This window comes from Epibacterium sp. Ofav1-8 (assembly GCF_022348185.1).
Taxonomy (GTDB): domain Bacteria; phylum Pseudomonadota; class Alphaproteobacteria; order Rhodobacterales; family Rhodobacteraceae; genus Epibacterium.
The window spans coordinates 1-13,968 of record NZ_JAKRFD010000007.1 but is presented as its reverse complement, the minus strand read 5'-3'; the positions used below and the strand labels follow the sequence as shown (position 1 = coordinate 13,968).

Annotated in this window: 11 protein-coding genes; 4 read left to right on the top strand and 7 right to left on the bottom strand. The window is 61.4% G+C overall.

Annotated elements, in window-relative coordinates:
* Nucleotides 1–19: 19 nt before the first annotated feature.
* Nucleotides 20–2,020, bottom strand: coding sequence for a TonB-dependent receptor domain-containing protein (locus MHM97_RS12435; RefSeq protein ID WP_239322681.1), 2,001 nt, complete (start codon nt 2,018–2,020; stop codon nt 20–22).
* Nucleotides 2,021–2,272: 252 nt separating this feature from the next.
* On the opposite strand from MHM97_RS12435, the gene MHM97_RS12430 reads away from it, so the two are divergent.
* Genes MHM97_RS12430 through MHM97_RS12415 form a run of 4 tightly spaced genes read left to right on the top strand, consistent with a single transcriptional unit; the run spans nt 2,273 to nt 6,050 of the window.
* On the top strand, nt 2,273–3,328 hold the full coding sequence (locus MHM97_RS12430; protein WP_239322680.1) for a hemin-degrading factor: 1,056 nt from the start codon (nt 2,273–2,275) through the stop codon (nt 3,326–3,328).
* On the top strand, nt 3,328–4,179 hold the full coding sequence (locus tag MHM97_RS12425) for a heme/hemin ABC transporter substrate-binding protein (protein WP_239322679.1): 852 nt from the start codon (nt 3,328–3,330) through the stop codon (nt 4,177–4,179). Before MHM97_RS12430 ends, MHM97_RS12425 begins: the two co-directional genes overlap by 1 nt.
* Before the next feature lie 3 nt (nt 4,180–4,182).
* Nucleotides 4,183–5,271, top strand: coding sequence for a FecCD family ABC transporter permease (locus MHM97_RS12420; protein WP_239322678.1), 1,089 nt, complete (start codon nt 4,183–4,185; stop codon nt 5,269–5,271).
* Nucleotides 5,268–6,050: a heme ABC transporter ATP-binding protein gene (locus MHM97_RS12415; RefSeq protein ID WP_239322677.1), complete on the top strand. Its 783-nt coding sequence runs from the start codon at nt 5,268–5,270 to the stop codon at nt 6,048–6,050. Before MHM97_RS12420 ends, MHM97_RS12415 begins: the two co-directional genes overlap by 4 nt.
* Before the next feature lie 186 nt (nt 6,051–6,236).
* Here the strand turns inward: MHM97_RS12415 and MHM97_RS12410 are convergent, their stop codons facing one another.
* From MHM97_RS12410 to MHM97_RS12385, 6 genes are all read right to left on the bottom strand, one after another.
* Nucleotides 6,237–8,741, bottom strand: coding sequence for an ATP-binding protein (locus tag MHM97_RS12410; RefSeq protein ID WP_239322676.1), 2,505 nt, complete (start codon nt 8,739–8,741; stop codon nt 6,237–6,239).
* A 296-nt stretch (nt 8,742–9,037) separates the two neighbouring features.
* A complete protein-coding gene (locus MHM97_RS12405) occupies nt 9,038–9,325 on the bottom strand; it encodes a DUF1330 domain-containing protein (protein WP_239322675.1) in 288 nt (95 codons plus the stop codon).
* A gap of 66 nt (nt 9,326–9,391) precedes the next feature.
* Complete coding sequence (locus MHM97_RS12400) at nt 9,392–10,882, bottom strand: NCS1 family nucleobase:cation symporter-1 (protein ID WP_239322674.1); 1,491 nt, start codon at nt 10,880–10,882, stop codon at nt 9,392–9,394.
* A 90-nt stretch (nt 10,883–10,972) separates the two neighbouring features.
* A complete protein-coding gene (gene hydA / locus MHM97_RS12395) occupies nt 10,973–12,433 on the bottom strand; it encodes a dihydropyrimidinase (protein ID WP_239322673.1) in 1,461 nt (486 codons plus the stop codon).
* 4 nt (nt 12,434–12,437) lie between these two features.
* The gene (locus tag MHM97_RS12390) at nt 12,438–13,688 is read right to left on the bottom strand and encodes a Zn-dependent hydrolase (RefSeq protein WP_239322672.1); all 1,251 of its coding nucleotides are present in this window, start codon (nt 13,686–13,688) and stop codon (nt 12,438–12,440) included.
* Nucleotides 13,689–13,771: 83 nt separating this feature from the next.
* Nucleotides 13,772–13,968 (bottom strand): NAD(P)(+) transhydrogenase (Re/Si-specific) subunit beta (locus tag MHM97_RS12385; RefSeq protein WP_239322671.1); only part of this gene is annotated, 197 nt, incomplete at its 5' end.

The window sequence follows — 13,968 nt, the reverse complement described above, 5'->3', positions numbered from 1 at the left end:
CGTGTCATCTCCTTCGAAATCAGAATGCTGCTGCCAACGAGAGTTTGATGTTGCGCCCGGCCGCCGCGCGGGTTGCCAGATGCGGCGTGTACTGCTTGTCGAGAATATTCTCGACGCCGATGCGCACCTGCGCTTCCTTCAGGAAACCGGTGTCGATGTCATAGGTGGCGCGCAGGTTGTGGACCGCATAGCCGGGGGTGCTGCGGATGTCCTTGGTCAGCACCGCCTCCCAGGACACATCGAGGGTGTCGTTGAACTTCTTGCCGACGGTGAGACCAAGGCTGTTTGCCGGCATCCGGGTGTAATCGGCAGTGGTTCCGCCCACATAGACCCATTCACCGCTGGACATGTTGGCGTTCATATCCACATAGGCGCCCGACTCGTGGCTGTAGGATGCCTCCACCTCGACGCCTTCGGTATTCACACGGTCGACGGTGGCGTATTCGGTCCCGGAGGTATAATCCCAAAGCCGCGTCTGCCAGAAGTTCACCTTTGCCTTGAGTTGATCATCGCTGCTGAACAGACCGACCTTGTCATAGGACGCCCCAAGCTCGTAGGTCACCGCCTTCTCACTCTGGGTCATGTAGGTCGGATAGGTTGCGTAATCGAAGTCATCGAGAATGGGCAGCCCTGCGGTATAGGCCACGGACCCGAAGACCGCGAAACCGCTTTCAAACGCATAGCGTGCGGAAATCCCGCCCATCAGCTCGCTGTTGTCAAAGCTCTCGCCCGCAGTGACATAGGTTCCATCGGCGCTTGCTTCGATGTTCTGCGTCTCGTAGCGCATCGCCGGTGTCAGGGTCAGACCATTGCCGAAATCGATCTCGTCGATGGCAAACAATGCAAACCGCTTGTCGGTGCCCCCCGGCGCGGATGAGGCGTCAAGACGGTCCTTGTGGATGATCTCGCCCCCCGCGCGCAGGTTGTGAGACACGCCGAATGCATCGAAATAAGAGCTATTCTTGACCGTCAGCTTGGTGGTTTCATAGCGGTGATCGGCATTCAACAGTGCCGCGGCGAAGGGCGAGCCGCTGACCATATCCTGCTCGATATACTGATCGGCATAGGACAGGGTCGCCGTCAAATCGATCAGGTCATTCCCAATTGGATTGAAGGCATATTGCAGGCTGGTTGTCGTGGTCTCTGTGTAGCGATCCACATTGCCAAACGTGGTCGTCCCCGCAAAGGCGTCGTAGGGCACGTCCTTCTCGTCCGAGGTCGTCTGCGAATGCGAAAAGGTCAGCGACTGGTCCGCATTGTTCCCGAAACTGTATTTCCCTTTCACCAGATAAGACGGCAATTCGTAGCCGGTATTGGCCACCTCGTTGCCATCGCCGTCGGTGTAGTTGCCCTGCTCGCGATAGGTGTAGTTCAGCAGGAACTCCAGATTCTCGGTCGGCTGCCAGCCGAGGATGGTGGAGCTGACCCGCGTATCTGCGTTGCCGTAATATTCTAAGGTCTGCCGCCCGGAGAGGCCGATTTCACCATCGGTCAGGTCGGCGGCGTCAATGGTTTCCAGGTTCACCACCCCACCGATGACGCCGGAACCATACTCATACGACCCCACCGTGCCGCGGATCACGGAAACTTCGCGGAACAGCGCCGGGTCGGTATAGAGCTGCGTCCCGATCCGATAGAGTTCCTCCGACCCCATCGTGGCACCATCAAGCTGGATCTGCACTTTCTGGTTGGAGCCATAGGTCCCGTCCGCACCATAGCCGCGGATATTGATGCCTGCCCCCGTCGGCGTTCCCGCATTGACCAGCGTGACGCCGGGCACGGAATCGATCAGTTCCGACACGCTGCCGGCCTGCCGGTCCTGGATTTCTTCGGCGTTGAGAACGGTTTTGGGTGTGGCGGTGTCGGTCTGAACGTCGCGCTTGTTGTTGCCGATGACCAGATAGCCGAGGAACCCCTCGCCCTCGGTCAGCTCCTGAGCGGTGCTGCCAGTTGCGGTCATGGCCAATGCCATGCCCGAGACGGAGCACAGAAGTGCCCGGCGCATTGTATGGATTTTCATGTCGTCCCCATAGATCTGATGCAGAGGAATACCGCATGCTCGCCTTGGGGCTGGCTTGGTGTCTTGCGTTCTGTTTTTCCGGCGAGGTTGGCGTCACCGGGTGTTCACACTTGCCGCGCCTAAAATAATTTATTAATTCTGTCAAGAAATATCGCGCTGTGTAAATATATGCGCAGCCGAAATGTCAGCCCAGCGCCCGAACGGCGGCGCGTGCCAGCAAGCAATCCCAACACTTCAATACGAGGACCCTTGATGGCCCACGCTCCCCCGTCTTCCGCAGACGACATCCGCGCCTTGCGCGCGGCGCACAACAGCCTGCGCGCACGCGATTTTTGCGACTCTCATGATATTGCCGAAGCTCAACTTCTGGCGGCTTTTGTCGGCCAGGGGGTGACAGCTGTCTCGGCCCATCCGGACGCGTTGATGCCGCAGATCGCGCATCTGGGTGAAGTGATGGCGCTCACCCGCAACGCCTCCTGCGTGCATGAGCGCATCGGCACCTATGGCAACTACAAAAGCGGGCCGCATGCGGCGATGATTCTGCAGCCCGAAATTGATCTGCGTCTGTTTCCCTCCCATTGGGTGAGCGCATTTGCGGTGGAAACGGAGACCGAAAGCGGCGTCAAACGCTCGATCCAGATCTTTGATGCAGCCGGGGACGCCGTTCACAAGATCCACCTGCGTGACACATCCAATCACGCCGCCTGGTCCGACGTGGTGGCGCAACTCGCAACCGGAGATCAGTCGGACACGCGCGACGTGAGCCCGCGCAAACCGGCCGAAGCGCCCAGGGTCAATCTCGATAAGATCGCGCTTTTGCGCAGCGAATGGGCGAAGATGACCGACACCCACCAGTTCCTGCGCCTGACTTCGAAACTGAAGATGAACCGACTCGGCGCCTACCGCCACGTCGGCGCGCCTTTCGTCGCGGCTCTGGACGTCGGCGCTGTTGATGCTGCGCTGCAAGCTCTGGCTGGCAGCGGCACGGAGGTGATGCTCTTTGTCGGCAACCGTGGCTGCATCCAGATCCACGGCGGCCCCATCGACAGGCTGAAGGCCATGGGACCGTGGCAGAATGTGATGGATCCGCGCTTCAACCTGCATCTGCGACTGGATCACATCGCCGAAGTCTATGCCGCAACCAAACCGACCCAGCGCGGCCCCGCGACCTCGGTCGAAGCATTTGATGCGGACGGTGGCCTCATCCTGCAGATCTTTGGCCGCAAAACCGAAGACCTGGACAGCCGCCCCGCCTGGGACACCCTCGTGGCCGCCCTCCCCCGCGCAAAAGAAAAGGAAACACTGTGATGCGTCTTCCCTTGCACACCATCGCCCTCAGCCTGGCCCTGTTTACGACGCCCCTGACCCTCCACGCCGCAGATCGCGTGCTGGCGATCGGCGGCTCGGTGACCGAGATCATCTATGCGCTCGGCGCAGAAGACAGGCTGATCGCGCGCGACACGACATCCGTCTATCCCGAGGCCGCAACCACCCTGCCCGATGTCGGGTACATGCGGGCGCTGGCACCGGAGGGCGTGCTGTCGGTCAATCCCGACCTGATCATCTCCGAAGCCGGGGCCGGCCCGGCCGAAACCCTGGAGGTGCTCAAAGAGGCGGAGGTCGAGCTTGTCGAGGTCCCGGACAGCTATACCCCCCAGGGGATCCTGGACAAGATCACGACAATCGGCGCGGCGACGGGAAAAACCGCCGAAGCCGAGGCCCTCGCCACAAAGCTGCGCGATGATCTTGATGCGGTTGCAGAGAAAGTGGCCTCCATCCCGGACGCCGACCGCAAGCGCGTACTCTTCGTGTTGTCGACGCGTGGCGGACGGATCATGGCCTCCGGCACCAATACCGCTGCGGATGGCATCATCGGCATGGCAGGCGGTGTCAATGCGCTGACCGGGTTCGAGGGGTACAAGCTGATGACCGACGAAGCGGTCTCGCGAGCCGCGCCCGACGTGATCCTGATGATGGATCGCGGCGGCGATCACGGCGCCCCGAATGCGGAACTGCTTGCGCTCCCGTCCATCAAGCCCACGCCGGCGGCTGCCTCCGGATCGGTTGTACGGATGAACGGTCTGTATCTGTTGGGCTTCGGCCCGCGCACTGCGGATGCCGCACTGGAGTTGGCAACCTCTCTCTACGGGCCGCTTTGACCCATGGTGACCTATGACAATACAGACACCCACAGCCCCCCACCGCGGGCGCGGGAATTCGACCGCCGCATCCTTGCCCGGCAACTGAGTGTGGTTCTCCTGGTGCTGCTGGGGCTGGCAACCGTCGTAAACCTCGCCTTCGGCGCGTCGGGCACGTCCCTCTGGGGCGCGGTTGGCAAACTCCTCACCGGCGCGGAATTGACGACAATGGAACGGGTCGTGCTGTGGGATATTCGAATGCCACGCGTCGTCCTGTGCATCCTGGTCGGGGCGGCGCTGGCTGTGTCCGGCGCGGTCATGCAGGGCTTGTTCCGGAACCCGCTTGCCGATCCCGGACTGGTCGGGGTCGGCGCCGGCGCAGGGCTTGGCGCGATTGTGTCGATCGTCCTGGGCAGCCTGCTGCCCCTGGGGGTGCAGAGCCTGTTCGGCCATTACGTGACCCCGATCGCGGCCTTTATCGGCGGCTGGGGAAGCACCTTGATCCTCTATCGCGTCTCCACGCGCGGCGGGCGCACCTCTGTGGCAACAATGCTGCTGGCGGGCATCGCGCTTGGTGCACTCTCGGGCGCGGTCTCGGGCATCCTGGTCTACATGGCCGACGATCAGCAACTGCGGGACCTGACCTTCTGGCAGATGGGGTCGCTGGCCGGGGCCACCTGGGAAAAATCACTGATTGCCGGGCCGGTTATCCTCTTGGCCATCATCGGCTCCACCTGGCTGGCGCATGGGTTGAACTGCCTTGCCCTCGGCGAGGCGGCAGCAGCCCACATGGGAATACCGGTCCAGCGCATGAAAAATGCGGCGATCTTCTCGGTGGCGGCCGCAACGGGCGTCGCCGTCGCCGCCACCGGCGGCATCGGGTTTGTGGGCATCGTGGTGCCACATGTGCTGCGCCTGGCCACCGGACCGGATCATGGCATGCTCCTGCCGAATGCGGCGTTGCTGGGGGCAACCTTGCTGCTGGGTGCGGATCTTGTCAGCAGAACCATCATTGCACCGGCAGAATTGCCGATCGGCATTGTCACCGCGGTGCTCGGGGCGCCCGTCTTCCTGTGGATACTGCTCAAACGACGGGGGCTTGTGGACCAATGACCCTGCGCGCAGATCACATCGACCTCACCATCGGCAAGAAACAGATCCTGAAGGATGTCTGTTTCAATGCCCGCCCCGGCACATTCTCGGCAATTGTCGGCCCGAACGGATCGGGCAAGTCCACGCTGCTCAAGGCGATGGTCGGCGAATTGCCCTATTCCGGCGACATCACCCTGAACGGGCGCCGGATAGAGGACTATCGTCCGTGGGAAATCGCCAGCATTCGCGGGGTTCTGCCCCAGGCGACCGTCCTTGCCTTTCCGTTCACCGTGCTGGAGGTGGTGCGGCTTGGCCTGTCCGCCGGCCCGGATGCAAACGCACAGGATGTGCCCTTTGACGCCCTGAGCCGGGTGGATCTAGATGGCTATGCCGGGCGTTTCTATCAGGAACTGTCCGGCGGCGAACAACAACGGGTGCAGCTGGCGCGGGTGCTCGCGCAGGTCTGGCGGCCCATGCGCGATGGGGCGCCCTGCTGGCTGTTTCTGGATGAACCGGTCTCCAGCCTGGATATCGCGCATCAGCTGACGGTGATGGAGCTGGCCCGCGGCTTCGCCTCTGCAGGCGGCGGCGTGGTCGCCGTCATGCATGATCTCAACCTGACGGCCATGTATGCCGATCACATCCATGTCATGTCGCAGGGGCGGTCCGCCGGCGCCGGGCCAGTCGCAGAGGTTCTTACCGATGCGCGTCTGTCAGAGGTCTACGGATGCCCGTTGCGCACCGGCATCGTGCCACCCGATGCGGGCGTCTTTGTTCTCCCGCAATCCGCGCGCGCCTGATCTGTGGCGCGCCCGGACGCCCTATCGGGCATCCTGCACACGGTCGCGGCCCGCCCCTCTCGCAGGCCTTCGGCGTTCTGTGCGGCATGGCGGGAGTTGCCCGCCGTGCCGCATTCGGTTCAGAAGCCCCCAGGATCGCATCCCGATGCGACGGCATGTCACCGCGCAGCTGCAGATGTCTATGGTTCAGGCAGATGCCACGTGGCTCAGGGCGCCAGGCTCGACAATCACGGCGGCCATGCTTTGCAACAGCTGCTTCTTGTTGATCGGTTTCGACAGGAAGCAATTCATACCGGCAGCCAGACAGGCTTCCTTGTCGCTGGCAAAGGCGTTGGCCGTGAGCGCGACGATCGGCGGTTGAGCCATCGCGAGGCCCCGAATGGCCCGTGTAGCGGTGATCCCGTCCATTTCCGGCATCGACATATCCATCAGAACCACGTCGGGCTGATGGAGCTGGCACAGCTCGACCGCCTGGCGTCCATTCTCCGCCTCGATCAGGTCGATCGACAGATCCGACAGATATTTGCGGATCAACAGGCGATTGGTGCGATTGTCTTCTGCCAGCAGCACCTTGCGCCCGCGCAACAGATCCAGATCCGGCATCAACGCCACCTCGGCCTGTTCCAGAGCGCCAGCCGGTGGGGCGCATTGAATGTGCAACGAAAAACAACTGCCCCGGCCCAGTCGCGACCGGACGGTAATATCGCCGCCCATCTGGTCGGCCAGATGTCGCGAAATCGTCAGCCCCAGTCCCGTACCGCCAAAGGCGCGCGTTGTCGCCGCGTCGGCCTGGGAAAATCTCTCGAAAATGTTCTTCAGCTGCAGATCAGACAGGCCGATGCCGGTGTCTTCGACATCGATCGTCAGCCGGTAGGGATCGCCCGGCGCGGCCATCACCCGCACATCCACCCGGCCCGAGGACGTGAACTTGACCGCGTTTCCGACCAGGTTCACCAGAACCTGCCGCAGCCGCCCGTCATCCGTGCGCACCGATTTCGGCAGGTCCGGCGCATAGTCGATGTTCAGGGTCAACCCCTTGTCCTGCGCGGCAGGACGCAGCACATCCACCGCATTCTCGATACAGGTTTCGAGATCGAAATCGACCTCCGCAAGCTTGAGCTTGCCCTCCTCAAGCCGGGATAAATCGAGGATATCATTGATGATTTTCAACAAGGCCCTGGACGAAGTTCGAATGATCTCGACGTATTGCTCTTCTTCTTCCGGCAGCTCCGAGTCCGACAGCAGGTCCGCCATGCCGATGATCCCATTCATCGGCGTGCGGATTTCGTGGCTCATGTTGGCGAGGAACTCCGACTTGGCCCGGTCGGCCTGCTCGGCGGCCAGTTTCGCATCCGCCAGCTCTGCCGCGTGGCGCTTGGACTGGGTGACATCGCGCTCGATGCCGATGACCATGCTGACGTTGCCCTGATCGTCCTGCACGGGGACCAGATGTGTCTCGACCCAGATGGTCTCGCCCGACTTGGTGTAGTTCAGGATCTCGGTCCGATATCGTTCGCCTTTTTGCAAATGCGCAGCAATGGCCCGGATTGTCTCCGGGTCGGTCTCGGGCCCATTCAGCAATTCGCCCGGCGTGCAGCCGATGGCCTCGTCAACGGTAAAGCCGGTCATCTTGCAGAAGGCGTCGTTCACCCAGATGATCCGCGCCTGCGGATCGGTCAGGACGATGCTGTCGGAGGCATTCTGGGCAACCGCCGAGAGCTGTTCGAGTTCCGCCTGCTTCAGTTCCAGTTCACGCTCACGCTTGCGCAGGATCTTGATCGCGCCGCGCCGCACCGCCGACAGGCGACAGGCCAGGAACGTCGGCACCAGGATCAGGATGCCGGCGATCACCAGGATCAGACGCAGGGTCCAGAGATTGTCGGGTGCCGTTGGCCAGCCTCCACGCGGCACGGCATCCAACCGCCATTCGCCGGTTGGCAGGACAATCGTCATGGAGACCGGATCCTGCGCGCGGGTATCTTTGTCGCCCAAGTCGCCAAAAAACACGGCGCCAGCCTCTCCGGTGCCGTCCCGCCCGCGCAGGGTGATGTCCAGATTTCCGTTGGGATCAGACACGCCCGTCGCGGCATAAAGCATGTTGGCGTCGATCACCGCAGACACCAGCCCCCAAAAGCGCCGGTCTGCGCCCTCTCCGGTGAAAATCGGGAACCGCACGATAAAGCCGGTGCCGCCCTGGACAAGGTCCACCGGCCCCGCCAGCACAACATCGCCGCTGTCCCGCACCTGCAACGCCACCGCACGCTGCGCCGCGTTGCGGTTATAGTCCAACCCGATCACCGCCCGGTTCGCTTCCAGCGGATGCACCATCGTCACCACGAGGTCCGGAGCGACCGCGATATTGAGGATTTCTGACTTGGTCCCGATCGTCTCCGCCGCCAGCGCACTGAAGCGTTCCTGCGTGATGTCAGGCTCCGAGGCGATCACCGCCACCAGCCCTTTGACCAGCTGGATGTCCGCGTTCAGATACCCTTCGAGCCGGGATCGGATCAGACCGGCCTCGCTTTGCACATCCGCACGAATGCGCTGTTCGTGGATGATACGGTTTTGGTTTTCGGCAAACACAAAGGAGAGGACCACGACCAAAAGCGCGATCCAGGTGGGCAGATAGGTTCGGTTGCCCAACGCCTGAACGAGGGGGTGAAGCCTCCGGAGCACCGTCAGCGTCTCCATCTCATTGGGGACTCCTCTTAGACTCGTACCCGATCTTGATGGCAGGAATTCCTTCTCGTGCCGTTAATCGAGCATCATTTGCTGCCTGCGACCTCAAAACAAGATCATATTTGTAACCGATTGGACGCAGTTGCATAACGGCCCACCGTCACAAGCGATGGCGCCCCGGTCCGCGAAAGAGCATCACCGGCTTTGGCCTGCGTATCGCCAACTGGCAGCGCGCCATGAAAAAAGCGCTCTTGATCGAGCGCTTTATCACTGGGCGAGGCCCCGGGTGCAGAGATCGGAAGGGAGGATCAACTGCCCTCAAGGATCATGATATTGGCGATCCCGGCCCCCTCGCGATGGGCCTTGGCCTCTTGATACTCTGGCGAATTATAACAGGCGAGCGCGGCCTCCATGGAGTCAAACTCGATCACCACGTTGCGCGGATGGCCTTCGCCCTCCAGATGTTCGACCGCACCGCCACGCGCCAAAACGCGGGCACCGTGTTTGGCAAAGGCCTCAGTCGCCCCCTTAGCATAAAGCGCATAAGGGTCTGGGTTGGTCACGGTGACATGGGCGATCCAATAGGCTTTGGGCATAGAACTCTCCTTGGTTATGTCCTCAGACGGGAGGCGCTCCGGGGACCCCCCCCGGAGCGACAGAGTTTACTTGTTCATCACCTTGGACAGCAGCAGATAGGCCGCGCCCGCCACAAAGAGCCCCACAAACCACGCGTAGGTGTAGATGGTCGCAAAGAACGCAGAGGTCCCATCGGTCAGGCCAACGCCCGCCAGAAAGCCCGGCAGGTTCGGCAGAATACCAATCACCAGCGCCAGAATACCGGCCCAGTTGGTGCCGTTCTGGCCCGAATAGATGCCGTTGGCCTTAAAAAGGTCAGCCACTTCAAGCCGGGTTTTGCGCAGAAGGTAGTAATCCGCCAGCATCACACCCGCGATCGGCCCCAGAAGGGCCGAATAGGCAATCAGCCAGCCGACGATATGGTTCACTAGAATCCATGGGAACATGGCGATCCCGATGGCTGCGGTGATATAGCCGCCGCGCTTGAGGTTGATCTTGCTCGGCGCGAGGTTGGCAAACCCATGCGCGGGTGCCACCACATTGGCCGCAAGGTTTGTCGTCAGCGTCGCCACGATCAGCGCAAACAGCGCAATGATCACCGCAGAGCCGCCCATGCGCTCCGACAGCTGCACCGGATCCCAGATCGCCTCGCCAAAAATCACCACAGTGGCCGAGGTCACAGCCGACGCGATAAAAGCAAACAACGCCATCGGGATCGGCAGACCCACCATCTGACCCACCAACTGATCTTTTTGGCTGCGGGCATGGCGGGTGAAATCCGGAATATTGAGCGCAAGCGTGGCCCAATAGCCGATCATGCCCGTCAGGCTTGGCCAGAACACGGCCCAGAACTGCCCCTCTTTGGGCTGACCCGGATCAAAGGCGCTGGGGGTAGAGAGCATCTCGCCAAAACCGCCCGCCGCAGAATAGGCCCATGCCAGCAATGCAAGGCCCATCGCCAGCAGGAACGGGGCCGCGTAGGTCTCCAGCCAGCGGATCGACTCCGTGCCGTTCTTGATAAAGTAGAGATGCAGGCCCCAGAAGGCGAGGAAGCAGACAAATTCACCAAGGCTGATCCCAAGGAACGGCAACGCCTCCCCTGCAAGCGCCCCACCGGTGAGCTTGTTGACGATCACAAAAATCGCAGACCCGCCAACCCATGTCTGGATACCAAACCAGCCACAGGCCACGATGCCACGGGCGACCGCCGGGATCTTGGCCCCAGCCGGGCCGAAGGACGAACGCAAGAGCACCGGAAACGGGATGCCGTATTTGGTGCCTGCGTGGCCCACCAGAACCATCGGGATCAGGACGATCGCATTGGCGGCGAGAATGGTCATCACCGCCTGATCCCAGCTCATGCCTGCGCCGATCAGATAGGACGCCAGCAGATAGGTCGGGATACAGACCACCATCCCCACCCAAAGTGCAGAAATGGACAACCAGTTCCATGTGCGCTCTGCTGCGGTGGTCGGCAGTTGGTCTTCGTTGTAGAGTTCCGGATCCAGCCCCGCGAGATCCAGTTGACCCGGTTCGCTGTCCCGAGACGTGGTATACCCACTTGTTATATCGGTCATTTCTTAATTTCCTCCCTTTTATTCGGATTTGTGGCCCTTTCCTCCAAAGGGCGCAAACGAAAATTCCCCGGCCAGTGACCGGGGAAAATCTCAGACGCAGGCCGGCATGTTTTCCGGATCACGCACCACCTTGCGGGGCGCGGTCACTTCTTTCCATTTCGACAGCGCTTTATTGACCTCTGGATAGGGCGCGCGCGTGACGAATTTGCCATGCCCTGCCGTGGCGCAGACGGTGCCATTGTCCACCGCGATCTCGCCCCGGCTGAGGGTGTAGCGCGGCAGGCCTTTGACCTCGCGCCCCTCAAAGACGTTGTATTCCACAACAGATTGCTGCGTTTCAGCCGAGATCACCTTGGTCTTTTCAGGGTCCCAGACCACCAGATCCGCATCCGCGCCTTCCAGCACCGCGCCTTTCTGCGGGTAGATGTTGAGGATCTTGGCAATATTGGTCGATGTCGCCGCCACAAACTCATTCGGGGTCAGACGGCCCGTGTTCACACCCTCGGTCCACAGCACCGGCATCCGGTCCTCTAGTCCCCCGGTGCCATTGGGGATCTTGGTGAAATCCTCGATGCCGTAGCGTTTCTGCTCAATGCTGAAGGCGCAGTGATCCGTGGCCACCACCTGCAAGGACCCGGCCTGCAATCCCGCCCAGAGGCTTTGCTGATTGGCCTTGTCGCGGAACGGCGGCGACATCACGCGCTGTGCGGCGTGGTCCCAGCTTGGGTTGCCGTACTCGCTTTCATCCAACACCAGATGCTGAATAAGCGGCTCGCCATAGACCCGCATTCCCTTTTGACGCGCCCGACGGATCGCCTCGTGCGCCTGCTCACAAGAGGTATGCACCACATAGAGCGGCACCCCCGCCATATCGGCGATCATGATGGCGCGGTTGGTGGCCTCGCCCTCCACCTCGGGCGGGCGCGACATACCGTGGCCTTCGGGGCCGGTGATGCCATCTGCCAGCAGTTTCTGCTGCATGGTCGCGACAACATCACCGTTTTCTGCGTGCACCATGGGCAAGGCCCCAATGGCCGCGCAGCGGCGGAAACTGTCGAACAACTCGTCATCCTCCACCATCAACGCGCCCTTATAGGCCATGAAGTGTTTGAAGGAGTTGATGCCATGGTCGACCACCATCTGCATCTCGTCAAAGATCTGCTCACTCCACCATGTCACCGCCATGTGGAAGGAATAATCCGCACAGGCGCGTTTGGATTTCGCGTGCCAGGCCTCCAACGCCTCCAGCATCGATTGACCGGGGCTGGGCAGGCAGAAATCGACCACCATGGTGGTGCCACCTGCAAGTCCCGCGCGGGTGCCGGATTCAAAATCATCCGCCGAATGGGTGCCCATAAAGGGCATCTCCAGATGCACATGCGGATCAATTCCGCCCGGCATCACATAACACCCCTCAGCATCCAGCACTTTGCCGCCGCTCAGGTTCTGGCCAATCTCGACGATCTTGCCGCCTTCAATGGCCACATCCGCGTCATAGCTGCGGTCGGCGGTCACGATGGTGCCGCCCTTGATGACAGTTCTCGCGCTCATTGTCTTACTCCACGATTTCTGCGGTCTCGAGGACGGCATGCAGCAGCACATCGGTACCAGCGGTGGCCCATTCGCGGCTAATGTCTTCGTCCTCATTATGGCTGAGGCCATCAACACAGGGGCACATCACCATCGCGGTCGGCGCGACTTTGTTGATCCAGCATGCGTCATGCCCCGCACCAGAGATGATGTTGCGGTGGGAATAGCCGAGCTTCTCTGCCGCCTTGCGCACGGCGCTTACACAGCCCTCGTCAAAGGTGACCGGATCAAAATGGCCGACCTGTTCGATCTCCAGTTGCAGGTCCAGATCTTCGGCGATCTTTGCCGCCCCTGCGCGCAGGCGCGCTTCCATATCGGCTTGAGTCTCGAAACTGGGCGAACGGAAATCGATGGTGAATACAACTTTGCCCGGCACGATATTGCGGCTGTTCGGATAGTAGTCGCACTGCCCCACGGCCCCCACGGCGTCGGGCTGATGGCTCATGGCAATCTCATGCACCAGATCGGTGATTTTCGCCGCACCAAGCCCGGCGTTGCGCCGCATCGGCATCGGGGTGGAGCCGGTATGCGCCTCCTGCCCGGTCAGCGTCACCTGCAACCAGTTCAGCCCTTGGCCATGGGTCACAACGCCGATGTCTTTACCTTCTGCCTCAAGGATCGGTCCCTGTTCGATATGCAGCTCAAACATCGCGTGCATCTTGCGGGTGCCGACCGGCTCATCCCCGACATAGCCAATCCGCGCCAGTTCCTCGCCGAATGTCTTGCCTTCTGCATCCTCGCGCGCATAGGCCCAGTCCTGCGAATGCACCCCGGCGAACACACCCGAGGACAGCATCGCCGGTGCAAACCGCGTGCCTTCCTCATTGGTCCAGTTCACCACCACAATCGGGCGACGCGGCGTGATGCCCTGATCGCGGATCGACCGAACCACCTCCAGCCCCGCGAGAACGCCCAGCACACCGTCATATTTGCCGCCGGTGGGCTGCGTATCCAGATGGCTGCCCATCATCACCGGGTCGAGATCCGGCTCCGCCCCTTCAAGGCGGGCAAACATATTGCCCATGCTGTCAACGCCAACCGTCATGCCAGCCTCTTCGCACCAGCGTTTGAACAGATCGCGCCCGTCCTTGTCGGCATCCGTCAGCGTCTGGCGATTGTTGCCGCCGCGCAGACCGGGGCCAACTTGCGCCATTTCCATCAGGCTGTCCCAGAGCCGACTGCCGTCCACTCTCGTATTGCTCTGAAGATCCTTCATAGTCTTCTCCCTTCGTTTGAGGTCCGCAAGCCTCCTCGACCCGCTCCCTCATCTTTCAATCGAATTCCCCGCACCCCCGCCGCTCAGTCGATGAGGTTGAGGAGCGTCCTGAGGGACTGTTTTGCGTCGCCGTAGAACATGCGGGTGTTTTCTTTGAAGAACAGCGGGTTCTCGATGCCAGAATACCCCGTGCCCTGACCGCGTTTGGAGACAAACACCTGTTTCGCCTTCCAGCACTCCAGAACCGGCATGCCGGCGATGGGCGAGTTGGGGTCTTCCT

Bases quoted from the DNA above. Each gene is read 5' to 3' on its own strand.
- MHM97_RS12435 (WP_239322681.1), bottom strand. From the start codon at position 2,020: ATGAAAATCCATACAATGCGCCGGGCACTTCTGTGCTCCGTCTCGGGC.
- MHM97_RS12430 (WP_239322680.1), top strand. From the start codon at position 2,273: ATGGCCCACGCTCCCCCGTCTTCCGCAGACGACATCCGCGCCTTGCGC.
- MHM97_RS12425 (WP_239322679.1), top strand. From the start codon at position 3,328: ATGCGTCTTCCCTTGCACACCATCGCCCTCAGCCTGGCCCTGTTTACG.
- MHM97_RS12420 (WP_239322678.1), top strand. From the start codon at position 4,183: ATGGTGACCTATGACAATACAGACACCCACAGCCCCCCACCGCGGGCG.
- MHM97_RS12415 (WP_239322677.1), top strand. From the start codon at position 5,268: ATGACCCTGCGCGCAGATCACATCGACCTCACCATCGGCAAGAAACAG.
- MHM97_RS12410 (WP_239322676.1), bottom strand. From the start codon at position 8,741: ATGGAGACGCTGACGGTGCTCCGGAGGCTTCACCCCCTCGTTCAGGCG.
- MHM97_RS12405 (WP_239322675.1), bottom strand. From the start codon at position 9,325: ATGCCCAAAGCCTATTGGATCGCCCATGTCACCGTGACCAACCCAGAC.
- MHM97_RS12400 (WP_239322674.1), bottom strand. From the start codon at position 10,882: ATGACCGATATAACAAGTGGGTATACCACGTCTCGGGACAGCGAACCG.
- hydA (WP_239322673.1), bottom strand. From the start codon at position 12,433: ATGAGCGCGAGAACTGTCATCAAGGGCGGCACCATCGTGACCGCCGAC.
- MHM97_RS12390 (WP_239322672.1), bottom strand. From the start codon at position 13,688: ATGAAGGATCTTCAGAGCAATACGAGAGTGGACGGCAGTCGGCTCTGG.